23 protein-coding genes are annotated in these 21,727 nt (G+C 41.1%); 13 read left to right on the plus strand and 10 right to left on the minus strand.

Translation table 11 applies throughout. The features are described 5' to 3' along the window. Nucleotides 1–1,553, plus strand: a 1,553-nt coding sequence (locus C7B70_RS11120) for a ShlB/FhaC/HecB family hemolysin secretion/activation protein (protein ID WP_106369115.1), incomplete at its 5' end; no start/stop codon positions are given. Next, nucleotides 1,505–4,195 carry a CHAT domain-containing protein gene (locus C7B70_RS11125; RefSeq protein WP_106369116.1) on the plus strand — a complete coding sequence of 897 codons (2,691 nt, stop codon included), beginning with the start codon at nucleotides 1,505–1,507 and terminating at the stop codon, nucleotides 4,193–4,195. The genes C7B70_RS11120 and C7B70_RS11125, both read left to right, overlap by 49 nt. Before the next feature lie 10 nt (nucleotides 4,196–4,205). Here C7B70_RS11125 and C7B70_RS11130 read toward each other — a convergent pair whose 3' ends face one another. The 3 genes from C7B70_RS11130 to C7B70_RS11140 are packed head-to-tail and all read right to left on the minus strand — an operon-like array spanning nucleotide 4,206 to nucleotide 8,572. Further along, entirely contained in the window at nucleotides 4,206–5,105 is a 900-nt protein-coding gene (locus tag C7B70_RS11130) for a DUF928 domain-containing protein (RefSeq protein ID WP_106369117.1), read from the minus strand. Between the two features lie 33 nt (nucleotides 5,106–5,138). Next, entirely contained in the window at nucleotides 5,139–7,343 is a 2,205-nt protein-coding gene (locus tag C7B70_RS11135) for a CHASE2 domain-containing protein (protein WP_106369118.1), read from the minus strand. A gap of 23 nt (nucleotides 7,344–7,366) precedes the next feature. After that, entirely contained in the window at nucleotides 7,367–8,572 is a 1,206-nt protein-coding gene (locus C7B70_RS11140; protein WP_106369119.1) for a Coenzyme F420 hydrogenase/dehydrogenase, beta subunit C-terminal domain, read from the minus strand. A gap of 309 nt (nucleotides 8,573–8,881) precedes the next feature. Here C7B70_RS11140 and C7B70_RS11145 point away from each other — a divergent pair, with 309 nt between their 5' ends. The 3 genes from C7B70_RS11145 to C7B70_RS11155 all read left to right on the plus strand — a co-directional run bounded on the left by C7B70_RS11145 (nucleotide 8,882) and on the right by C7B70_RS11155 (nucleotide 10,103). Further along, a complete protein-coding gene (locus C7B70_RS11145) occupies nucleotides 8,882–9,091 on the plus strand; it encodes a hypothetical protein (protein ID WP_106369120.1) in 210 nt (69 codons plus the stop codon). Between the two features lie 29 nt (nucleotides 9,092–9,120). After that, nucleotides 9,121–9,354 (plus strand): hypothetical protein, encoded by a 234-nt coding sequence (locus C7B70_RS11150; protein WP_106369121.1) that lies wholly within the window; start codon nucleotides 9,121–9,123, stop codon nucleotides 9,352–9,354. 191 nt (nucleotides 9,355–9,545) lie between these two features. Continuing rightward, a complete protein-coding gene (locus tag C7B70_RS11155; protein WP_106369122.1) occupies nucleotides 9,546–10,103 on the plus strand; it encodes a Uma2 family endonuclease in 558 nt (185 codons plus the stop codon). Between the two features lie 14 nt (nucleotides 10,104–10,117). Here the strand turns inward: C7B70_RS11155 and C7B70_RS11160 are convergent, their stop codons facing one another. Both C7B70_RS11160 and C7B70_RS11165 read right to left on the minus strand, forming a co-directional pair. Next, nucleotides 10,118–10,699 (minus strand): Uma2 family endonuclease, encoded by a 582-nt coding sequence (locus tag C7B70_RS11160; RefSeq protein WP_106369123.1) that lies wholly within the window; start codon nucleotides 10,697–10,699, stop codon nucleotides 10,118–10,120. 19 nt (nucleotides 10,700–10,718) lie between these two features. After that, nucleotides 10,719–12,635, minus strand: coding sequence for an ABC-F family ATP-binding cassette domain-containing protein (locus tag C7B70_RS11165; protein ID WP_106369124.1), 1,917 nt, complete (start codon nucleotides 12,633–12,635; stop codon nucleotides 10,719–10,721). 150 nt (nucleotides 12,636–12,785) lie between these two features. Between C7B70_RS11165 and C7B70_RS11170 the strand changes: the two genes are divergently transcribed. Next, complete coding sequence (locus tag C7B70_RS11170) at nucleotides 12,786–13,895, plus strand: S-(hydroxymethyl)glutathione dehydrogenase/class III alcohol dehydrogenase (RefSeq protein WP_106369125.1); 1,110 nt, start codon at nucleotides 12,786–12,788, stop codon at nucleotides 13,893–13,895. A 14-nt stretch (nucleotides 13,896–13,909) separates the two neighbouring features. Here the strand turns inward: C7B70_RS11170 and C7B70_RS11175 are convergent, their stop codons facing one another. Continuing rightward, nucleotides 13,910–14,845: a TIGR04168 family protein gene (locus C7B70_RS11175; RefSeq protein ID WP_106369126.1), complete on the minus strand. Its 936-nt coding sequence runs from the start codon at nucleotides 14,843–14,845 to the stop codon at nucleotides 13,910–13,912. Nucleotides 14,846–14,961: 116 nt separating this feature from the next. On the opposite strand from C7B70_RS11175, the gene nadA reads away from it, so the two are divergent. The 5 genes from nadA to C7B70_RS11200 all read left to right on the plus strand — a co-directional run bounded on the left by nadA (nucleotide 14,962) and on the right by C7B70_RS11200 (nucleotide 18,066). Continuing rightward, a complete protein-coding gene (gene nadA, locus C7B70_RS11180; protein ID WP_106369127.1) occupies nucleotides 14,962–15,942 on the plus strand; it encodes a quinolinate synthase NadA in 981 nt (326 codons plus the stop codon). A gap of 181 nt (nucleotides 15,943–16,123) precedes the next feature. After that, entirely contained in the window at nucleotides 16,124–16,321 is a 198-nt protein-coding gene (rpmI, locus tag C7B70_RS11185; RefSeq protein WP_106369128.1) for a 50S ribosomal protein L35, read from the plus strand. 21 nt (nucleotides 16,322–16,342) lie between these two features. Beyond that, nucleotides 16,343–16,696: a 50S ribosomal protein L20 gene (gene rplT / locus C7B70_RS11190; protein WP_106369129.1), complete on the plus strand. Its 354-nt coding sequence runs from the start codon at nucleotides 16,343–16,345 to the stop codon at nucleotides 16,694–16,696. Further along, a complete protein-coding gene (locus C7B70_RS11195; RefSeq protein WP_106369130.1) occupies nucleotides 16,696–17,526 on the plus strand; it encodes a transporter substrate-binding domain-containing protein in 831 nt (276 codons plus the stop codon). The genes rplT and C7B70_RS11195 overlap by 1 nt, the downstream gene beginning before the upstream one ends. 15 nt (nucleotides 17,527–17,541) lie before the next feature. Continuing rightward, the gene (locus C7B70_RS11200) at nucleotides 17,542–18,066 is read left to right on the plus strand and encodes a tetratricopeptide repeat protein (protein WP_106369131.1); all 525 of its coding nucleotides are present in this window, start codon (nucleotides 17,542–17,544) and stop codon (nucleotides 18,064–18,066) included. Nucleotides 18,067–18,132: 66 nt separating this feature from the next. Here the strand turns inward: C7B70_RS11200 and C7B70_RS11205 are convergent, their stop codons facing one another. Beyond that, nucleotides 18,133–18,252 (minus strand): photosystem II protein Y, encoded by a 120-nt coding sequence (locus tag C7B70_RS11205; protein ID WP_106369132.1) that lies wholly within the window; start codon nucleotides 18,250–18,252, stop codon nucleotides 18,133–18,135. A gap of 114 nt (nucleotides 18,253–18,366) precedes the next feature. Then, nucleotides 18,367–18,891, minus strand: a complete 525-nt coding sequence (locus C7B70_RS11210; RefSeq protein WP_106369133.1) for a gamma carbonic anhydrase family protein — start codon at nucleotides 18,889–18,891, stop codon at nucleotides 18,367–18,369. A gap of 177 nt (nucleotides 18,892–19,068) precedes the next feature. On the opposite strand from C7B70_RS11210, the gene C7B70_RS11215 reads away from it, so the two are divergent. Both C7B70_RS11215 and C7B70_RS11220 read left to right on the plus strand, forming a co-directional pair. Then, complete coding sequence (locus C7B70_RS11215) at nucleotides 19,069–19,572, plus strand: TIGR02652 family protein (RefSeq protein ID WP_106369134.1); 504 nt, start codon at nucleotides 19,069–19,071, stop codon at nucleotides 19,570–19,572. Next, complete coding sequence (locus C7B70_RS11220) at nucleotides 19,572–20,009, plus strand: VOC family protein (protein WP_106369135.1); 438 nt, start codon at nucleotides 19,572–19,574, stop codon at nucleotides 20,007–20,009. Before C7B70_RS11215 ends, C7B70_RS11220 begins: the two co-directional genes overlap by 1 nt. Here the strand turns inward: C7B70_RS11220 and C7B70_RS11225 are convergent. Both C7B70_RS11225 and C7B70_RS11230 read right to left on the minus strand, forming a co-directional pair. Continuing rightward, nucleotides 20,006–20,845: a metal ABC transporter permease gene (locus C7B70_RS11225; RefSeq protein ID WP_106369136.1), complete on the minus strand. Its 840-nt coding sequence runs from the start codon at nucleotides 20,843–20,845 to the stop codon at nucleotides 20,006–20,008. The two genes, C7B70_RS11220 and C7B70_RS11225, sit on opposite strands and share 4 nt — an antisense overlap. Nucleotides 20,846–20,894: 49 nt before the next feature. Beyond that, a complete protein-coding gene (locus C7B70_RS11230; RefSeq protein ID WP_106369137.1) occupies nucleotides 20,895–21,722 on the minus strand; it encodes a metal ABC transporter ATP-binding protein in 828 nt (275 codons plus the stop codon). Between the last annotated feature and the right edge of the window lie 5 nt (nucleotides 21,723–21,727).

Below are 21,727 nucleotides of genomic sequence, written 5' to 3' on the forward strand. Positions count from 1 at the left end.
AGATGTGTATAAGAGACAGACCTACAAGCCCAGAACCAATCCCTGGGGAAATTCCAGCAACTATTACAGTGGAAAGATTTGAGGTAGAAGGGAGTACCGTTTTTAGCCCAGAAGAATTTGCTAAAGTTCTTGCCCCTTATACCAAAAAACCAATTTCCTTTGCCGAGCTTTTTCAAGCCCGTTCTGCGGTTACTCAGTTGTATATAGAGCGGGGTTATATTACTTCTGGCGCATTAATTGCGCCACAAACCCTCGGAGGTGGGGTAGTAAAAATTCAAGTAGTGGAAGGTAGTTTAGAAGCTATCAATATTACTGGAAATAAAAAGTTAGATCCAAGTTATATCCGCGATCGCATTGCCATCCGTACAGGCAAACCGCTCAACCAACAACAACTTCTCAGAGCCTTGCAACTACTGCAACTCAATCCCCTTATTCAAAACCTCTCGGCGGAACTTGCCACAGGTTCTCGTCCTGGCACAAATATATTAGAAGTCAATGTAACTGAAGCGCAAACAGCCCATATTCAACTACTTACAGATAATGGGCGATCGCCTAGCGTAGGTAGTTTCCGCCGTCAAGTCCAGGCAAATGAAGCCAACTTATTAGGACTAGGAGACAATCTAAGCGTAGCCTACAGCAATACCGACGGCAGCAATAGTTTGGATACTAGCTACACATTGCCGCTCAATCCCCGCGACGGTACTCTCAGCTTTAGTTACGGAACCTCCGCCAGCGATGTAATTGAGCGTCCTTTTAATGAACTCGATATTAATGCTAGTTCTCGCTACTACGAACTAACTTTGCGTCAACCAGTTATCCAAACGCCTAGCCAAGAATTTGCTCTTGGTTTAACAGCAGCACGTAGAGAAACCGATGCTTTATTTCTTGAAGGGCTGCAAATACCCTTCCCCTCCCCCGGCGCAGACGAGCGAGGACGCACCCGCGTGTCAGCGTTGCAATTTTTTCAAGAGTGGACTGCTCGAAACAGCAACCAAGCGATCGCCGCGCGCTCCCAATTTAGTTTAGGGATTGGCGCTCTAAATTCGACAATCAATGCAACTGAACCAGATAGCCGCTTTTTCTCTTGGCGGGGACAAGCTCAATGGGTGAGGCTTTTGGCTGCTGATACTTTGCTTTTAGTCCGTACTGATGTGCAGTTGGCAGAACGAGCGCTTGTACCTTTGGAACAGTTTGGACTTGGCGGAATCAATAGCGTTAGAGGTTATCGTCAAGATGCTTTACTCACTGATAATGGCGCTTTCACATCAGTTGAATTACGTCTGCCAATCTATCGCCGCCAAAGGCAAAGATTACTCGTGCAACTAGCACCATTTGTCGATTTCGGTACTACGTGGAACAATTCTCGTAGAAATCAGGGCAATACTTCAGAATCTAATACTTTAGCTTCTCTAGGCGTTGGTTTGCGCTGTCAATTGGGCGATTATTTTACTGCTCGATTAGATTGGGGTATTCCTTTGATTGATATTCCTTCAGGAGATAGAACATGGCAAGAAAATGGCTTATATTTCTCGCTGATTTACAACCCATTTTGATCAACTCTTTAGCTCAAAAGGATTTAGCCAAAAAATGGAAAATTACTACCCGTAACTTGCTAAAAGTAAGTCTAGCAGTAGTAATAGTGTGTTTGGCTCCAGAACAATTATTAGCGATCGCGCAATCTACCGCTTCTAGATCAGAACCTCAAATTCAAGCTATAAATAACCCGGAGCTAGTCCAAAAAGGCAGAAAATTATACGAAACAGAACAGTTTTCTGAAGCGATAAAAGTTTGGCAACAAAGCTTACAAGCATACCAAGGGCAAAACGATGTAGCTAATCAGGCTATGGTTTTGAGCAATCTTTCCTTGGCTTATCAGCAACTTGGGCAATGGGAAGCAGCAACAAAGGCGATCGCATCCAGCCTCAAATTATTGCAAGCAACTAACAAGAATCTACCAATCTTAGCCCAAGCGCTCAACACTCAAGGCAGCCTTCAACTGGCTTTAGGGCAACCTCAGCAAGCTTTAACTACTTGGACTCAAGCAACGACGGCTTATACTCAAGCCAAAGATAAAATAGGAATTGCCCGCAGTTTAATCAATCAATCCCAAGCTTTGCAAGCATTAGGGCTTTATCGCCGCGCTTTGACAAGCTTAAACGCTGTTAATCAAAAGCTCCAAAACCAACCAGACTCTCTAGTTAAAATCGCTGGATTACGCAATCTAGGAAATGCTTTACGGGTAGTGGGCGATTTGGAACAGTCGCAGCGAATATTACAGCAAAGCTTACTATTGGCTCAAAAATTAAACTCGATTCCAGATATTGGTGCAACTTTGTTTAGCCTCGGTAATACCGCCAGAGCGCAGCCTAATAGTAAAGCTGCATTGAATTACTACAAGCAATCTACAACAGCATCTTCTGGAACTATTAAAACCCAAGCTCAATTAAATCAGCTTGGTTTATTAGTAGAAACAAATCAATCAATCTCTGCCCAAGCCTTATTGCCGCAAATTAGGACAGAAATCGCTAGTCTACCTTTAAGTAGTAAAGCAATATACGCTCAAATTGATTTTGCCCAGAGTCTACAAGATTTGAGTAAGCGTACAGGACAAGGAACTATATCTTTATCAGAAATTGCTCAGTTGTTGGCTAAAGCTGTAAACCAAGCTCAAAGCTTGGGAGATAAACGAGCGGAAGCTTATGCCCTAAGTAATTTAGGCGAATTATACGAACAAACTGAACAATGGGAAAATGCCCAACAATTGACAGAAAAGTCTTTACTAATTGCTCAAGCAATTAATGCTCCAGAGATAGCCTATCGCTCCTCGTGGCAACTAGGTAGAGTATTTAAAGCTCAAGGAAATATATCTAGTGCGATCGCAGCTTACACAGAATCAGTTAGTTTACTTAAATCCTTACGCAATGATTTAGTTGCCATCAATCCAGATGTGCAGTTCTCTTTTCGTGAAGAAGTAGAACCTGTTTATCGCGGGTTGGTTGATTTGTTATTGAGCAAAAATGACCCAAAAGTTAGTCAAGAAAACTTAATTCAAGCACGAGCGGTAATTGAATCTCTGCAACTAGCACAGTTAGATAACTTTTTTCGGGAAGCTTGCATTGAAGCAAATTCTTTAGTGTTAATTGATCGCCTAGCCGATAGAGAAGATCAAAGCGCGGCAATTATTTACCCAATTATTTTAGGCGATCGCACCGAAGTTATCCTCAAATTACCTAACGCGCCCCTGACTCACTACACCATTGCCAAGTCTCAACCCCAAATAGAAAAAACCTTAGAAACCTTACGTACTAAGCTAACGGAACCTGATACAGTTAAAGAAGTTAAAGCTTTATCACAACAAGTATATAGCTGGTTAATCCAACCTGTAGAGGCGCAAATAGCTGAGAGTAAAGCTAAAACTTTAGTCTTTGTACTAGATGGGGCTTTCCAAAATATTCCGATGGCCGCCTTGTATGATGGCAAACAGTATTTAATTGAAAAATACGCTGTAGCTCTCAGCCCTGGCTTACAGCTATTAGCATCTGAGTCCTTGCCCCAAAAAGGTCTAAAAGCATTAACGGCGGGACTCAGCGCTGCTCCAGCTAACTCTCCTTACCCGCCTTTACCATCGGTCAAAGCAGAATTTAATTTAATCGAGCAAGCTGGGATAAAAACTAATCAACTGCTAGATGGTAAATTTACTAGCAAGTCTCTAGCGGCGGCGATGGAGTCATCAGGCTTTAATATTGTTCACATTGCTACTCATGGACAATTTAGTTCCGAAGCAAAAAATACATTTATTCTAGCCTCCGATGGAGAAATTAATGTTAAGCAACTAGATACTTTACTGCGCGATGCTAATGGGAGGCAGAATCAGCGAAACCGCAATTCACCCAATGGAATCTCCTTATTAGTTTTAAGTGCCTGCGAAACCGCCGTAGGTGACAAGCGTGCTGCTTTAGGCATGGCAGGGGTTGCAATCCGGGCGGGGGCGCGCAGTACCTTAGCGTCTTTATGGCAAATAGATGATGAAGCCACAGCCCTATTTATTGGAGAATTTTATCGAGAGTTAGCTACGAGTAAAATTACTAAAGCCGAAGCTCTCCGCCGCGCTCAGGTAAGGTTTTTAAAAAAATATCCTAATTACAGCCGCCCTAGTTATTGGGGAGCCTATGTTTTAATTGGTAATTGGCTTTAAAAAGTCAAAATTAATCAGGGTTATACTCACTTATTAAAGATTTTCTGTCTTTGGTATCTGTCCCCTTAATTGATTCCGAGGCTAGAGTAGATAAATCTATTGTTTTTAGTATGTTTTGCCAATCTGCTGAAGATGCGGTATCTTCTAAGTTTTGCAAGCGTATTTGCGCTAAAGTTGCTACGGTATCGTACCAAATACCATTTTCTGCATACAAAACTACTTGTTCATGTAACGACGTTGTGTTAGCTAGGCGATCACCAATAGTAGCATTAAGATTAACTCGCTGTACCCAGCCTTCTACAAATACCGGGCTTGCCATATTTTGACTGCAACGAACTTTAAAGTACCAACGGTACATTTTATCGACAGCTAACGGTGCAGACTCAGGAGGTAATTGCAATCTGATAATTCCTGGTTCTTTAGGGAGCGCAATTGGAGAGCGATAAATATCGTTATCTTCCGATTGCAATACAAATTCCCCCGTAGCAGGATAAGTATAGGGAACATAAAATAAAAAAGTTGGATATTTCTTAACTGTTAATCCCCACACATTTGTAGCAACGATCGCATTATTTCCGTTATCGACAGACGTTTTAATACTAGGTACTACCGCCGTTAAAGGTATATTTACATTGTTTAAACAACTTCCACGCCCCGCCGCGCCTCTTTGCCGTCCGCTAGGCGCTCCATTGCTTGGCAATTTGGGTTGAATAAAGGTTATTCTCCCCGGTCGCTTCGGTGCTTGGTTGGGCGATCGCAGGGAGGTAGGAGCAGCAACTTTGTTGACATTAACATTTTGTGCGTTTCCTTGGGTAATATAGCTGGTACTCGCAAGCACCAATACAACTATACCGAGCGATCGCTTGGCAAAGGTACGAAATTGGGTCATGTTTTCCATCGCTAATTTCATTCCAGTGATAGTTTTTTCTTTAAAACAGTAATACTATTTAGATTTATAATTTCGGTAAATTACTATAATTATGCTTGTAAATAATAATGATAAAGCTGGGGGTACTAAAGGAACTAAGCTACCTTGAAGTAAAAGCCCGAAACACGTACTACCCAAAATAAAAAGTGTAACAGATGCCGCTAATCCTAAATATAATATTTGCTTAAAGTACCAAGCCAACAGACCACCGACTATTGACCAAAAAGCAACCCAAAGATTTTCTAGCCATAAGTTCCACACCGATAACACAGGTCTTTGATCCAAAACAGCACTTAAAATATGACTAACCATTTGTGCTTGGATGAACACTCCTGGTGACTGTTTTTCAAAGCGCCGTTGGTTACTACTATAAGGTGTAAACCAGTAATCATTAACACTGGTTGGCGCAGTAACTCCAATAAGAACGATTCGGTCTTGCAATTGTTTTTTTGTCGCTGGGGTGAGGCGATTTTTTAAAATATCATCGAGACTAACTTGGAAAGTAATATCGGTAACTGCACGGTAAGGGCGGTAATTGAGTAGCACTTGATAACCTCTCAAGTCAGCATTTTTATAAGCCCCGCTATTATTAGCATTTAGACGACTAAAAACCACTTCACCAAATTGTAAGTTACCTTGAGGCGTAACTTTTGGGACAATACCCTCGGTAGCCAAGTAATACAGCGCTAACTGAAGACTAAAAGCATATTCGGTAGTACAAGGAGAAGTAGAGGGGGGCGTTAGATGTAGTAGCTGACGGCGAACAGTGGTATCTTCGTCAGACATAATGTCACTAAAACCAATAAATTCTGGTGATAATTCTGGTGGTGGCGCAATCCCTGGGTTATTTGTACTTGGATCGCTAATTTTACACAGACCAATAAAATTATCGCTCTTTTGCAGGTATTTAGTTAAGTTTGGATAGGCTACACCGACGGGAACATCACGATAAATATCTAAACCGATCGCTCTTGGTTGGTATTGTTCTAATACCATTAATAATTGCTCTAAAGTGCGATCGCTTAAACTTCCTTGTCTTGGGAATTGGGCTTGAATATCAGCTTCAGTAATTGTGACAACTAGCAGGCGAGGATCTGCTCCTTCAAGGGGTCGCAAGCGTTGTAAGCTATCACTAGCGGCTAATTCCCACGTTTCCAACGCTCCTTGCTGACGCACACCTACAACTACGCTAGTAACTACAATGCTAGTCAGGAGCATTCGTAAACCAGTACGCCAAATTTGACGAATAGAGCTTTGGCGCTGTTGAGTACGAGTTGTTTGATTAATTGTCGTCGTAATTTGCTTCGTAGCTAGAGGTAGCCTTGTCTCGTCGTAGATATTGCCTTTAACTAAGCACTCTAAAATACTTTGCGCGTTTTGTGGTCGATTTTGGGGAAGGGGAGCTAGTAATTCGTCAATTAAATATACCAACCACTCGGAAATTTGGGACGCTTGGTTTCGCCAGATTAACTGATTAGTTTGCGGATTTTTGGGTAATTCGGCTGGATAAATCCCTGTAAGTAAATGTATAAAGGTGCGTCCCAAAGCAAAAAAGTCTGATTCTTTAACTGCTTGACCTTCCATTTGTTCTAGGGGCGTGTATCCGGGAGAATAAACTTGAGTAATATCGCTTTGACCTAGTTTATGAACGTAAGTATGAGTAATTTCTCTAACTGTGCCAAAGTCAATTAGTACCAGTTGCCCATCTGGACGCAGCATAATATTAGAAGGCTTGATGTCTCGATGCAAAAGTTGGGCTTGATGCACCTCGCTTAAAATACTTGTAATTTGTTTGAGCCAATTAATCGCCCTTGCTTCAGAGATTGGTTCATTTTCTTCTAGCCACTGCTTGAGATTTTGTCCCTCAATTTTCTCCATGACCAAGCAATGCAGTTTTTTTGATTCATTGTTTGGTAAAAAAGTAAAGTATTCATATACTTTAGGAACACCCAAATTTTGCAGTTTTTGCAATACTTTTGCTTCTTGCTGCAATAGTTCGATTAATTTAGAGCGATCGCTATTTAAGACTTTTAGCACTTTTCGCGTGCTGCGATCGTCTACTTCAAAGATTTCTGTTGTATGTACTCCCGATAATTCCCGTAACGGTTTTACAAGCAGGTAACGTCCGTTAATCAGCAAAGAAGTACCACAAAACGAACACTTTTCTAAATTGTCGGGATTTTGGCGGATTTGACACCTGGGGTTGATGCAGTGACTCATTGAACAACTCCAAGCTTGGCTTGCTATTCCGGTAAACGGTATTGAGCAACTATTTTTTTAGCAAATTCTGGCACATGAGCGTTTAATTTGTCTGGGTACTGGCGCTTGACGTAAAGGTAGTTGCGGGTAAAGTGAGAATCAATAGAAAATCTGGCGTATTCTAAACCTTTTGGCCCAATTTTTTCTATTACTATACCCATCATTTTTGCTGCCCACATTGGCAGTGTAACCCCTTTGTCGTAAGCCGGAATACTTTGTTGTACGGCAGAAGTGCGATCGCCAGAAGACATCACTGCTTGAACTTGCAACTGATCTTGCACCAAATCTAGCATTTCTTGCCCGGTATCGTTTCGGACTACAATCCATTGCCAGCCAAAGGGTGCGCCCATATAGCCTACTACCAAATCTGCCAGAGAATTGACATAATCAAAACAACTCATGCAAGAAGGGGCAAATACATCCTTAAGTTGGTTTGTTTTGAGTCCGAAAAAGGGTACAGTCTCTGTCGAGCCGTCTTCATGCTTAAAGTGAACTTTATAGTCTTGCATAAATTCGTAAGACACGACAGTTTCCGGAGACTTGCTAGTAGTATTTAAAAACTTTTGCAATCCAGCGCGAGTAACGTTGTCTACACAAGGTGTACCCAGTACATAGAGCTTTTCTAAACCCAGTTGCTTTTCCACGGCTCTTAATGCCTGAATTTGGCAACCTACGCCAATTACAAGTAGCCGCTTCATCCCAGATTGCTCAATTTGTTCTAATACTGAAAGATTCGGCGAAAGTGTAGGTTTATTTACCCTAGCTTTCAAAATATCTTCAGGAGTCCGGGCAATGATTGGCATTGGTTGAAAGCGATCTTCTTTGGTATTTTGGACGCAGACAACCCCCTCAACTAAGCCTTTAGTCAGCATTTCAATCGCAATACTACTAACAATTCCCGTCCATTGCGCTCCCTCAATTGGCTCGGTTTTCCGCGCCGCCATCATCCCCTGATTAACACCAAAATACAGTTCGTCAGCATCATCTAAATTGCGGCTGCGAGTATGGGTTTGGGTTTCTAGCTCGGCTATCTGTTGATTAATAAAAGCGCAAGCATCCTTGACATAATGAACGTAATATGTATCACATAGTCCGCATTCGCTACAAAGTTCTTTAGCTGGGCGGCGACTAGAAGATTTTAAAGCTTTTGCTTTCTTGTGGGGGGCTGAATCAGGAGAAACTAAAGTCATTAACGTTACTTTGACGCAAAACTGTTTTTACCTAACGATACCTTAGAGTTCGTGCTAGGTGTGTTGAGACAAGTTAAATTTACTTAATAAGTAAGCTATTGATAATTGAAGCAAGCTGAATCTTAAAAGTATAATTTTCAATATTTTTAGTTTCCAGCATAAGATTTCATTCTCTTTCATTGCTAATTAGAGAGGGTTATTTCTTAACAACATCTTTTTTTCACGTCAGTGGAAATACGTACTAAAAAAGCAATAAGAGGTGTTAGTTTTGTATTGGTAAGTAAAGCTATGGAATAAGGCTAAAAAACAATGGCTCGAAATCGCAAGGAAGATAAGTTTGTAGAAGCTGCTGGCTTTGCAGTTGGTGGCGCAGCAGCAGGTGCGGGAGTTGCTGCAACAGTTGGGGGTATGGGTTTAGCCGTAGGAGGAACTGCGATCGCTATTGGATCGGCTCCGGTTGTAGCGGCTGGTACATTGGTTGGACTTGCTGCTTATGGTTTGAAAAAACTTTTTGATTAAAAGAATTTGTATATTTAGGAGAAAACAAAATGCAAGATGATGTTAAGGCGCTGGCTACGATTGTAAGTGCGGCTGTAGCTAATATTGGTTTAGGTTCAATAGTGGTAGCTGAAGTTGCTGCTCCAGCAGCCGGGATTTTAGGAGTTTTAGGGTTTACTACAACGACAGTCGTTGCACTTCCTGTCGCGGGAATTGTAGGGGTGGCTGGATTAATTGGTTACGGTGTGTACAAAGGTGTAGAACTAGCTCAAGGAGAAAAATAGTTATAAAAACTAGCCTAATATTGCTGGGGAACTTTGTAAAATCTAATAAAAAGCTTATCTATCCAGCAATCCCTCTCTAGTAATCTCAGCCATACTTATCTTTTTGGCTTAAATTAGTTAAGTTTAATAATTGCCCTCAACCTAATTAACTTTGTATTATCAACTTATTTAGTCTGTTACTCAGGGAATGTATGGTAAGCATAAAAAACAAACTCACTTTACAAAAATTTCTTGATTTGCCTACAGGAGATATAAACTATGAGTTTGTCAATGGTTACGCAATACCTAAAGTGTCCCCTAAATACTTTCATTCGACTTTGCAATCAGCATTATTACTACTTATACATACTTGGTGTAAAGGAAAAGGAAGGGTTGTTTCTGAGTGGGCAATTGTTTTAAAACGCCAAGGTGAAGATTGGATTCCTGTACCAGATTTAACTTATATTTCTTATCAACGTTTACCTAAAAGTTGGAAGCGTAACGAGGCGTGTCCCATTGCGCCAGAATTAGTAATTGAAATTATCTCCCCTGGTCAAACTTCTAGACAATTTGCAGATAAAACTACGGATTACTTTAAAGCTGGTGTATCAAGGGTGTGGGTTGTAGATCCTGAAGCTCTAAGTATCGAAGTATTTTCTATTAATAGTACAAGTCAAATATATATAGATACTATGCCTATTATCGACACTTTTTTACCTAGTTTAGAATTAACAGTAAAAGAGGTTTTTGAGGAAGCAGGATTAATATAAGCTTGAATTAATTACTAAAGCTCTTTAAAAACAGAACCTAAGTTTAGTACAAAGCCTGGTAAAATATCTTCCCCGAATAAAGTTGCAGGATTTTGGATTATTTCTACTTGCTTTCCTGAACGGTAGATTTCTACTTTCTGAGTTTTGGGATCGATTAACCAGCCTAGCTTTGCACCATTATCTATATACTCAAGCATCTTTAACTTTAGAGTTTTAATTGAGTCAGTTTCTGAGCGCAGTTCAATCACAAAATCGGGACATAAGGGCGGAAATTTACGCTTTTGTTCGGCATTTAGACTATTCCAGCGATCGCATTTTATCCAACTTGCATCAGGCGCTCTTTCTGCACCATTGGGTAATTTAAAACCTGTAGAAGAATCAAAAGCAAGTCCTAAATTGTTTTGACTACTCCAAGCTTCTAATTGAAAAGCTAATTTAATATTACGATGTCCTGTTTCTCCTCCTGCGGGGGGCATAATAATTATTTCTCCAGTAGCAGTGCGTTCTAATCTTAAGTCACGATTTGCTAAACATAGTTCGTAAAATTGATCATCAGTTAATTCTACAACTGGGTGTAAATTCAAAGTTACAGTCATATCTTCTCACCTTAATAAATTAAGACTCAATTTCTGCTAATTCTAGCCAGCGTTCTGTCGCCGCATCAATTGTTTTAGTTATATTTTCTACTTTTTCGTAGAGTTCTCGTACTTTAGTAGCCGCACCAGGAGAAACTGCATACAAAGCTTTTTCTACTTCGGTTTTTTCTACTTCTAATTGAGAAATCTTGCTTTCTAACATTTCATATTCGCGCTTCTCTTTTGAAGATAGTTTACGCGATTTGTTATCATTGACTGGCTGCTTATAAGTTCTCTCAACCGGAGCTTTTTCCTTAACAACCGTTGGGGTAACGGCTTCTTCCTCAGCTTTTTTGGAATCTAGATAAACTGAGTAGTTACCGGGATATTGGCGAATATTTCCACCGTCTTCTAAAGCAAAGATTGTATCTACAGTACGATCTAAAAAGTAACGATCGTGAGAAACTGCGATCGCACATCCGCTAAAATCTTCTAAGTATTCTTCTAAAACTGCTAGTGTCTGTACATCTAAGTCATTTGTCGGTTCATCTAAAATTAGTACATTTGGCGCACCCATTAGCACCCTTAACAAAAATAAACGCCGCTTTTCTCCACCAGAAAGCATCTTAATCGGTGAGTATTGCTGATTTCCGGGAAACAAAAACCTTTCTAGCATTTGCGAAGCGCTGATTTGCGTACCATCAGCAATTTTAATAAATTCCCCTTCTTCTTTGATATAGTCAATTACGCGCTGATTTTCGTCTAAAGCTGCTAATAATTCCTCAGAATGCTGATCGAAATAGCCAATATGAATAGTAGTACCAATTTCCACTTCTCCAGAATCCGGCTTAATTCTTCCAGTAATTATATCCATCAAAGTTGATTTACCCGCACCGTTACCGCCAATAATCCCAATCCGATCTTCGGGGCTAAATTCGTAGGTAAAATCTTTAATTAAAATCCGCTCTCCATAGCTTTTAGTAACCTTATTTAGGTCAATTACTTTTTTGCCAATTCTGCGAGTAACCGTAGAAATATCTACCTTTCCTTGAACTTCTTTAAACTCTGTTGCTTGCAATTGCCGAGCGCGATCTATCCGGGCTTTTTGTTTTGTACTCCGAGCTTTTGGCCCTTTTTTCAACCATTCCAACTCACGGCGCAGTAAGCCTTGATGTTTGCGTTGAGTGCTTACCGCCGAATCTTCTGCTAAAGCTTTCTTTTCTAGGTAATAAGAATAATTACCGCTATAACTATAAATATCACCGCGATCAATTTCAATAATGCGATTAGTAACGCGATCAAGAAAATAGCGATCGTGAGTAATTAATAATATCGCTCCCCGATAGCGGTTCAAATAACTTTGTAACCATTCTACAGACAAAGCATCTAAATGGTTGGTTGGCTCATCCATTAACAATACATCAGGTTCAGAAAGTAAGGCGGCGGCTAAAGCAATTCGCTTGCGATATCCCCCTGATAAAGTACCAATTTTTGCTTCAAAATCTGATATTCCTAACTTAGTAAGAATAATTTTGGCTTTAGTTTCAACTTCCCAAGCGTCGCTAGTTTCCATCTTCTGCATTACTGTAGATAAACGCGACATCAATTGATCGGTATCGTCAGGATAATGAGCCAATTTATCAGAGATTTCTTCGTACTCGCGCACTAAAGCCATTTGTTCGCCACTATCAGCAAATACTTGTTCTAAAACAGTATTGTTTTCATCTAAATCTGGTTGCTGAGATAAGTAAACAATTCTGACACCAGAATTAACTAAAATTTGTCCGCTATCGATAGATTCCAATCCAGCGATCGCCTTTAATAGGGTAGACTTCCCCGAACCATTCGTACCAATCAATCCTACCTTGTCTGTACTATCGATACTAAAACTTGCTTCTTTAAGGATTTCTTTGATCCCAAAGTCTTTTTTAACAGCTTGCAGGGTAAAAATACTCATAAAATATCATGCTCGCGCCTGTATAGCGCAAAAAAAAGTTGGCGGGAGACTTGCAAAATTAGATTAAACTTCGCGCATTCTCTACATTTTAAGCTATCAGTGAAAAGAGATGAGTTCGCCCCTTATTAACAAAATTAGGAGAATGAAATTATGGATGTAAAAGCTGCTGTAGCTTTCGCACCCCAAAAGCCGTTAGAGGTTACCACCGTTCAATTAGCGCCACCCCAAGCCGGAGAAGTGTTAATTGAGATTAAAGCTACAGGAATATGTCATACCGATGCTTATACACTCTCTGGTAAAGATCCAGAAGGGCTGTTTCCGGCGATTTTGGGGCATGAGGGGGCGGGTGTAGTAGTCGAAGTAGGAAGGGGGGTGACAAGCCTTAAAGAAGGCGATCGCGTCATTCCTTTATACACCCCAGAATGTCGTCAATGCGAATACTGCCTTAGTCGCAAAACTAATCTCTGTCAAGCAATCCGTTCAACCCAAGGGCGCGGTTTAATGCCTGATGGAACAAGTAGATTTTCCATTGACGGGCAAATGTTGCATCACTATATGGGAACTTCTACCTTTGCAAATTACACCGTATTACCGGAAATTGCTGTAGCCAAAATCCGCGACGACGCGCCCTTTGACAAAGTTTGCTATATAGGTTGTGGCGTAACAACAGGTATTGGTGCAGTCATTCATACCGCCAAAGTTGAACCAGGGGCGAATGTAGTAGTTTTTGGGTTGGGTGGAATTGGTTTAAATGTCATCCAAGGGGCGCGAATGGTAGGCGCAAATATGATTATCGGCGTTGATATAAACCCTAGCAAGCAAGAATTAGCCAAAAAATTCGGGATGACTCATTTTGTCAATCCCAAAGAAGTCGAAGGCGATTTAGTGCCTTATTTAGTAGATTTAACAAAAGGCGGCGCTGACTACAGTTTTGAATGTATTGGTAACGTCAATCTTATGCGTCAAGCCTTAGAATGCTGCCATAAAGGTTGGGGTGTAAGTGTAATTATTGGAGTAGCGGAAGCGGGTGCAGAAATTGCTACTCGTCCTTTTCAGCTAGTAACGGGGAGAGTTTGGAAAGGTTCGGCTTTTGGTGGTGCTAGAGGACGCACTGATGTACCACAAATTGTTGATTGGTATATGGAAGGCAAGATAAACATTGACGATTTGATTACTCATACAATGCCTTTAGAAAAGATAAATGATGCTTTCGATTTAATGCACAAAGGCGAGTCTATCCGCAGTGTAGTAACGTTTTAGTACCTAAAAACTCCTTATCTGTTTAGAACTAGCTGTTTTTCTTCTGATACTACTGTAAAATCTTTACCCATCCAGACTAAGGAAGCTTGAGTAACTACCCCGCCTTGCAAATAAACTAAAGAGAAGTTGCGTAACTTGTCCCCTTGAGGCGTTTGGACAATTCGGGGGACACGCGCCGCATTTAGGTACATCGTTCCTTCAGAACTAATTACAAAAGTTTTTCTTAAATGCTGCTTTGTATACCTAAGATCATGGTGCATATGACCGAAGGTAACTAAAGGAATAGTTTTACCTAATTTACGAGTTAATGCGATCGCTTCTGTCAAATCGGGATCGCCATAATCGCCGCCCAAGGGTTGCCAATCTTTCCCGCAAGGATCGTCGGCGTTACTTCCTAAACCTACTGGGCCATTATGACCGAGAAATATTACCGTATCATAAGCTGAGGTTTCGGCGGCAGCTACTATTTTTGCTGTAGACTCTGCAAAACTTGTGACTCCAAATCTCTCTTTGTAAAATTCGGCATTTTTCCAAACATCTCCACCCCAACTAAACGGACGACTACCAACTACAGTAAGTTGTAGTTCAGGAAAATCAAGCTTGCTGTAGCCAACATGAGTTTCTTTTAATAAATCTATCTGGTCTTGAACCCAATCTTCTTTTTGGCGATCGTAGGGGCATTTTTGCTTACCCCAATCCGAGGCGCTGTACCATGCGTCATGATTGCCAAATACTGCGGCTTTAGGCAACTTTACCACCGCAATTTCTCGTACTACCTGTACTGATTCATTGCCAAAATCTCCCACAAATAAGACTAAATCTACACCCAAATGCTGAAGGGCGATTTCGTCGGCGGCTTCCCAGCGATCGTGTACGTCTCCAACGATCGCAATTTTAATCAATTTACTAGAGATATTATCCTCTTGTTCCTGCACACTCTGGCTGGTCATCCGTTTTTCCTTACCTGTCTTTTCCTAAGATAAGAAACCTCAGTCTATTTTGACAGAAAAAAGCACCCCTGCTAGTTTTGGTAAAAACTACTATAATTATTAGTACCGATTAAGCTATGTTAAAACCTGTGTTTGCAACTACACTTGCTCAAAAAAATCCTTATAACGAATTACCAGTAGATTTATTTGCAGCAATTTCTGAACTTAAACAAAACCTGAATGCTGTAATTTTGGCGCATTATTATCAAGAACCAGATATTCAAGATGTAGCCGACTATATCGGCGATTCTCTAGGACTTTCAAGACAAGCCGCAAGTACAAACGCGGATGTGATTGTCTTTGCTGGCGTTCATTTCATGGCAGAAACAGCAAAAATTCTCAACCCAAATAAATTAGTATTATTACCAGATTTAGCCGCCGGGTGTTCGTTAGCTGATAGTTGTCCACCTCAAGAGTTTGCCGCCTTTAAAGCCGCTCACCCAGAACATTTAGTTATTTCTTACATCAACTGTACCGCCGAAATTAAGGCGATGAGCGATATTATTTGTACAAGTTCTAACGCTGTGCAGATTGTCCGCCAAATTCCCGAAACTCAGCCGATTATTTTTGCACCCGATCGCAATTTGGGGCGTTATGTGATGGAACAAACCGGGCGAGACTTGCTACTGTGGCAAGGTAGCTGCATTGTTCACGAAACTTTTTCTGAGAGAAAACTTGTTGAACTAAAAATTGCTCATCCTAACGCGGAAATAATTGCCCATCCCGAATGCGAGTCGGTGATACTGCGCCACGCCCATTACATTGGTTCGACTACAGCCTTACTCAACTACTGCACAAAATCCTCAGCAAATGCCTTTATAGTCGCCACCGAGCCGGGGATTATTCATCAAATGCAAAAAGACGCTCCTAGCAAGCATTTCATTCCTGCACCCCCGATAAATAACTGTGCTTGCAATGAGTGTCCGTATATGCGGTTAAATACGCTCGAAAAGCTTTATTTAGCAATGAAAAACCGCACCCCAGAAATAACAATGTCGGAAGAAATTAGGTTAGCGGCGCTTAAACCCATGCAACGAATGCTAGAAATGAGCAAGTAGATTAAAAGAAACATAGAATCTATTTTATTTGCCTCAAATTGTCTGTGTTAAGGGAAATGCGTTTAGCTGCGCTCAAACCTATGCAACGAATGCTAGAAATGAGCAAATTAAAACATAGAATCTATTTTATTTACCTCAAATTGTATATAATTGTAGATTGTGTCCTTATTGCAGTCTGTATATGCCTAAACTAAAAACCCGCAAAGCAGCATCAAAGCGCTTTCGCGCTACTGGTACTGGTAAAATTGTCCGCCGTAAAGCTGGCAAAAACCACTTGCTACAACACAAATCATCAGACAAAAAGCGTCGATTCTCCCAAATGGCAGTAGTAGACGAGCGCGACGCGCCAAACGTCCGCTTGATGTTGCCCTATTTGTAAATTACTAAGGATAAATAAACTATGACACGGGTAAAACGCGGTAATGTAGCCCGCAAACGCCGCAAGAAAATTCTTAAACTAGCTAAAGGATTTCGCGGTTCTCACTCCACGCTGTTTAGAACAGCAAATCAACAGGTAATGAAAGCCTTGCGGAGTGCTTACCGCGATCGCAAAAAACGCAAGCGTGATTTCCGCCGTTTGTGGATTGTTCGCATTAATGCCGCCGCAAGACTACACGGTGTTAGCTATAGCCAACTAATGGGCAACCTGAAAAAAGCTAATGTTGGCATCAATCGTAAAATGCTGGCACAGATGGCAATATTAGATCCTACAGGTTTTAGCAAAGTTGCCGAAATGGCAAGCCAAGTTAAATAATGCAGCTAAAAGGCAAGAGGATAATTATATTCTTTATTGCTTTTTGCTGCGGTTTTTTGAGTTTTTGCGGTGCAGGTAGCGCCGCCGAACTTAAAGAAATTCAACGCCGGGGTTATCTAACGGTAGCTGTAAAAGACAATTTGCGTCCTTTAGGCTTTCGAGATAGTCAGGGGAATTTGCAAGGCTTAGAAATTGATTTAGCTAGGCGTTTGGCGCAAGACTTATTAGGCAAGCCGGATGCTGTAAAGTTGCAACCCGTCGAAAATAGTTTGCGCCTAGCAGCAGTATTAGAAGATAAGGTAGATATTGCGATCGCAGATTTTACCGCTACAGAATCTCGCGCCCGATTGGTTAGCTTTAGTTTGCCTTACTATTTTGACGGTACGGCTTTAATTACCAAAGATGCCACGATTCAAAAATTAGGCGATGTTGTGAGGAGCAAAATTGCAGTTATAAATGGTTCTAGCACCATTGCCAGCGTGCGTTACTTACTACCACAGGCGCAGTTGGTAGGAGTCGATAGTTATCAAGCTGGGCAATTACTTTTAGAAGCTAATGGGGCAATAGCTTTTGCAGGAGATGCCAGCGTCTTGACGGGCTGGAAGCAGCAAAACGAGCAATATAGACTTTTACCTAGTTTAATTGGTGCTGAACCCCTCGCTGTAGTCATGCCAAAAGGTTTGCAGTACGATGAGATGCGTAGACAAATTAATTATGCGGTTTCTCGTTATGTATTCGATGGTTGGCTAGAAGCAAGAGTTAGTTATTGGGGTTTGCCTAATTCCATTTCTAGATTAAGAGGTGGCAAAATGGAACAAGATGTAAGCTAAAGCTATATTTTTAAAATGGATAATTTACCAGTTGCATATCTTTCAATTTTACTAATTGTGCTATTTGGTAGTGGTGTATTTGTTTTTCGCCAGGTGTTAAAAACCCGCAAAACTGAAAATGCTTTAGGTAGACTGCAAAAAAAACTCAGTAAAGATAAGGGAACTGTTCAAGAGTATTACGAGTTGGGCAGTATATATCTAGAGAAGAAATTGTACTCCCAGGCGATCGGATTATTTCAAAAAGCAATCAAAGCCGCCGAACAAGAAACCGAGGAAAATATCTCCCCTATTTATAACGGTTTAGGCTATGCTGCTTTTTCTCAAGAACAGTATGACTTAGCAATTCGTCATTACAAGGACGCTTTAAAGCAAAACCCTAATTATGTTTTTGCTCTCAATAATTTAGGTCATGCTTACGAAAAGAAAAATTTAATTACTCCAGCTTTGGAAACTTACGAGCAAGTATTAAAATCTGAGCCAAACAATACTACCGCCAAGCGCCGCGCTGAATCTATCCGCAAACGGCTAGTTGTTTCTTAAGTTGCTGGATTCAGCGTAAAATCCTTTTGTAGAGACGTTGCATTGCAACGTCTCTACCTAAATAACTTATTTCTCTAAAAAGCCTTGAATTTGTTTAATAGCTGCGGGAGCAATATTAAAAATTGCCCAACTCGCGGCGGCAATTAGTGGTAGTAAAACTATAGCTATGCGATAATCGATGTCCATCTTATTGTCATCCTCTCTTATTCAGAGATTAAAGTTTTTTAGAGTAGTTCTCATTTTTTATTTTTAGCTGAAACAGGCAAATAAGCTAGACCTTTTGCCTATAAATGTTTTTAATTAATCTTTCGTCACCTCAAATCCCATATCTGTACCTTTGCCAGCGTGAACTAAAGCTAACTTTTTGTAACGCTCGGCGTGTTCTATAAGTTCGGCGACGGCGGCAGGAGAGTTTTCTTTAATCCGCTTTCCCGGTACGCCTACAACTAACGAAAAAGGCGGTACATCCCTGTTTACAACCGATCCCGCGCCAATAATACTACCTGTACCTACCCGCACCCCATCCAAAATTATCGCCCCAATTCCGATTAAACTACCTCGTTCAATGTAAGCGCCATGAATTACCGCCCGATGTCCAACAGTGACGAAATCCTCTAAAACCGTTGGTCTACCAGGATCTCCATGCAAAACTGCCCCATCTTGAATGTTGGTACATTCACCGATTCCGATGCGCTCTATATCGCCGCGAATTACCGCACCGTACCAAATACTAGCTCCTGTAGCTACTTTGACTCGACCAATAACTACAGCATTAGCCGCCACAAAAACAGCTTGAGAGAGGTCAGGAGTGGGGAAGTAAGACATAATAGACAACAGAAACAAATAGATTTCCGGGAAAATAGTTGTAAATGCTCAAACTGATGCAGCGCTTTAAGCACGATATCATAGTGCTAACCTATTAGTAGGTAAAGGGGTGCAGAGGCAGCAACGACACAAAACCAGTGATGCTAGTGAAGACATAAATATGCCGATAAGCACTTCATGATCAACTCAAGCTTACAATATCCAATTTTTGGTCCAGAGATTCAGTGTCCCCATTGTCGCCAAACTGTCCCGGCGCTGACACTTACAGATACTTATCTATGCACTCGTCATGGCGCTTTTGAAGCTGACCCCAAAACGGGAGAATTAGTACATCTCCAATCTGGTCGTCATTGGAAACAATGGGGCGATGAATGGTATAGGCAACATACCCACGCTGACGGGATTAGATTTGAAATTCACGAAGCTTTGGATAGACTTTATACTCAAGGCTTCCGTGCTACAAGAGTAATTATTGCTGAGCGTTATCAAGAACTAATTAGCGGCTATTTAGAACGTAGCACTCCTTGGCGCGGACAATCGGAATCTCCCAAGCTTTACGGCTTACCTGTCGATTTCAGTCCTAATTCTCAAGAAGATTCACGCTGGGAAGTAATCAATTTTGACCTTGAAAAAGAGCCAGGGGTTCCGGTACGTTATCCTTATTTTCGCTTGTTTGAATAATGCACCATGTTTCAATTCGTACAGGTAATATTCATAAAGCGATCGCCTTTTACGAACTTTTGGGCTTTAATGTATGCGATCGCTTTACTACAGGCTACACCTTAGCTTGCTGGATGGAAGGCTTACAAGGACGCATTGAACTAATCCAAATTCCTCAACCTCACCCCGCTCCTGATGCTTTTAACGATGAGCATTATGTTGGTTATTATCATTTGTCTTTCGACTTAACTGAGGCTGTCCCAGATTTAACTGATTGGTTGGCGGATTTAAAGCAACGTTTTGACAAGGCACACCAAGAGCAGCCAGAGCAATATCAACTATTAAAGATATTGTTACAGCCAGAACAACAGCAAATTGGAGATCGCATTTATGAAGTTGCCTTTATTGCCGATATTGATAATTTGCCCTTAGAGTTCCTTAGAGTTTTAGCTAATTAGTGCAGGGAAGGCAGGTGACGTTTTTTACGGAATTTAATCCTTGTCCCCAAAAGTACGCAGCCAAACACGGCAGTTGAAAGTAAAACAACACTAGCTCCAGACGCAATATCAAAGTGGTAGCTTAGATATATTCCGAAAAAAGATATCACTGCGCCAATTACTCCAGAAATTATCATCATGTGTCCAAAGCGATCGCTTAATAATCTGGCAATAGAGGCGGGAATAACTACGGCGGAAATAATTAGCGTCACACCCAAGACATTAAGAGTTGCCACTAGTAGAGTAGCCAACATCAAAGCAAACAGTGTATCCATCGCCAATATAGGTACACCATGAACTTTAGCTACATCGCGGTCAAAACACCAAAATAGTAAAGGTCGATAAAAGATTACAACTAGGCTTAATAAGACAATAGTGACTCCAGTCACAACCCATAAATCTTCTGGAGTAACACCTAAGACATTGCCAAACAAAGCAGCTTCAAAGTTTTGGCTAAACTTGCGATAAGTACTGATAACTGCCACTCCCAGAGCAAAGCTAGCAGTAGTTACAATCCCAATTGCTGCATCTGAATATACTTTGCGCCCAGTTAAGTGTTGAATGATAAGAGCCGCAGCAAAGCCCCAAATTCCCGAACCAATATAAAAATTGAGATTCAATACATAGCTTAAAACCGCTCCACCTAAAATGGCGTGAGACAAACCATGAGCGATATAACTCATCCGCCGGGTGGTGATATAAACTCCCATCACGCCACACAATAAACCTGCCATTACCCCCACAATTACAGCGCGACTAAAAAATTCGTAGCGAAAAGGTGCAATCAGAAAATCCATAGTAAGTAGTCTTTAAGTTCTGCTCTGAAAATATGTCTTTAACTCAAAACTACAGTATGCGCTCTTGACGTAAAATCTGAGGTAAATTATTTTGCATTTGGTGGCGTAAAGAAGTACCGCCACTAGCAATTAAAATCCGGTCTTCATGGTGAAAAACTACCATTTCTGCGCCAAATGTCTGCTCAAGAATTGCTGGAGTAAAAACTTGCTCTGGTTGACCTTGAGCAATTAAGCCGTGATTGAAACATACCACCCAAGGTAAATGGGTAGCTACAGAATTTAGATCATGAGTAGAAAGTAAAATTGTTAAGCCTTGTTGATTGAGGTCGGCGAGTAAATGCAACAGTTCGTGCTGGACGTGCAAATCTGAACTGCTAGTAGGTTCATCTAACAAAACAATGTCTGGCTTACCAACAAGAGCGCGCGCTAAAAATACCCGTTGTTGTTGACCGCCAGACAAATCGCCGATTGGTTTGTGGGCAATATGCTCGATCCCAACTCGGTGGAGGAATTCTCGCGCTGCTAGGCGATCGCGTTTTTGAGGAAAAGATAATATTTTATGTTTTTGGTAGCACCCCATCATCACTACTTCTTCGGCGGTGACAGGAAAGCTCCAATCTACTGTTTCTACTTGTGGGACGTAGCCAACCTTTGGCGGCGAGGTTCCAGGTTTTAGGCGCTTACCTCGAAAACGAACTTCTCCAGCCCAAGGCTGAATCAATCCTAAAATTGCCTTGATAAGCGTGCTTTTTCCACAACCAGAAGGCCCTACTAAGCCCGTGAGTTGACCAGGGTAAATAGATAAATTTACTTGCTGAAAAACTGGACTAGTTTGATAGCCGCAGACCAAGTTTCGCACTTCTAATATTGGTTCCATTAAAT

The sequence above is a fragment of the Chlorogloea sp. CCALA 695 genome (assembly GCF_003003885.1).
In the GTDB taxonomy this organism is placed as follows: Bacteria; Cyanobacteriota; Cyanobacteriia; order Cyanobacteriales; family Chroococcidiopsidaceae; genus Aliterella.

Excerpts from the sequence above, each read along its gene's own strand:
- C7B70_RS11130 (WP_106369117.1), bottom strand. The coding sequence starts at position 5,105 with ATGAAATTAGCGATGGAAAACATGACCCAATTTCGTACCTTTGCCAAG.
- C7B70_RS11225 (WP_106369136.1), bottom strand. The coding sequence starts at position 20,845 with ATGGATTTTCTGATTGCACCTTTTCGCTACGAATTTTTTAGTCGCGCT.
- C7B70_RS11205 (WP_106369132.1), bottom strand. The coding sequence starts at position 18,252 with ATGGACATCGATTATCGCATAGCTATAGTTTTACTACCACTAATTGCC.
- C7B70_RS11175 (WP_106369126.1), bottom strand. The coding sequence starts at position 14,845 with ATGACCAGCCAGAGTGTGCAGGAACAAGAGGATAATATCTCTAGTAAA.
- C7B70_RS11215 (WP_106369134.1), top strand. The coding sequence starts at position 19,069 with ATGATCAACTCAAGCTTACAATATCCAATTTTTGGTCCAGAGATTCAG.
- C7B70_RS11140 (WP_106369119.1), bottom strand. The coding sequence starts at position 8,572 with ATGACTTTAGTTTCTCCTGATTCAGCCCCCCACAAGAAAGCAAAAGCT.
- C7B70_RS11210 (WP_106369133.1), bottom strand. The coding sequence starts at position 18,891 with ATGTCTTACTTCCCCACTCCTGACCTCTCTCAAGCTGTTTTTGTGGCG.
- C7B70_RS11160 (WP_106369123.1), bottom strand. The coding sequence starts at position 10,699 with ATGACTGTAACTTTGAATTTACACCCAGTTGTAGAATTAACTGATGAT.
- C7B70_RS11200 (WP_106369131.1), top strand. The coding sequence starts at position 17,542 with ATGGATAATTTACCAGTTGCATATCTTTCAATTTTACTAATTGTGCTA.
- C7B70_RS11150 (WP_106369121.1), top strand. The coding sequence starts at position 9,121 with ATGCAAGATGATGTTAAGGCGCTGGCTACGATTGTAAGTGCGGCTGTA.
- C7B70_RS11195 (WP_106369130.1), top strand. The coding sequence starts at position 16,696 with ATGCAGCTAAAAGGCAAGAGGATAATTATATTCTTTATTGCTTTTTGC.
- rpmI (WP_106369128.1), top strand. The coding sequence starts at position 16,124 with ATGCCTAAACTAAAAACCCGCAAAGCAGCATCAAAGCGCTTTCGCGCT.
- nadA (WP_106369127.1), top strand. The coding sequence starts at position 14,962 with ATGTTAAAACCTGTGTTTGCAACTACACTTGCTCAAAAAAATCCTTAT.
- C7B70_RS11155 (WP_106369122.1), top strand. The coding sequence starts at position 9,546 with ATGGTAAGCATAAAAAACAAACTCACTTTACAAAAATTTCTTGATTTG.
- C7B70_RS11170 (WP_106369125.1), top strand. The coding sequence starts at position 12,786 with ATGGATGTAAAAGCTGCTGTAGCTTTCGCACCCCAAAAGCCGTTAGAG.
- C7B70_RS11145 (WP_106369120.1), top strand. The coding sequence starts at position 8,882 with ATGGCTCGAAATCGCAAGGAAGATAAGTTTGTAGAAGCTGCTGGCTTT.
- C7B70_RS11125 (WP_106369116.1), top strand. The coding sequence starts at position 1,505 with ATGGCAAGAAAATGGCTTATATTTCTCGCTGATTTACAACCCATTTTG.
- C7B70_RS11165 (WP_106369124.1), bottom strand. The coding sequence starts at position 12,635 with ATGAGTATTTTTACCCTGCAAGCTGTTAAAAAAGACTTTGGGATCAAA.
- C7B70_RS11220 (WP_106369135.1), top strand. The coding sequence starts at position 19,572 with ATGCACCATGTTTCAATTCGTACAGGTAATATTCATAAAGCGATCGCC.
- C7B70_RS11230 (WP_106369137.1), bottom strand. The coding sequence starts at position 21,722 with ATGGAACCAATATTAGAAGTGCGAAACTTGGTCTGCGGCTATCAAACT.
- rplT (WP_106369129.1), top strand. The coding sequence starts at position 16,343 with ATGACACGGGTAAAACGCGGTAATGTAGCCCGCAAACGCCGCAAGAAA.
- C7B70_RS11135 (WP_106369118.1), bottom strand. The coding sequence starts at position 7,343 with ATGAGTCACTGCATCAACCCCAGGTGTCAAATCCGCCAAAATCCCGAC.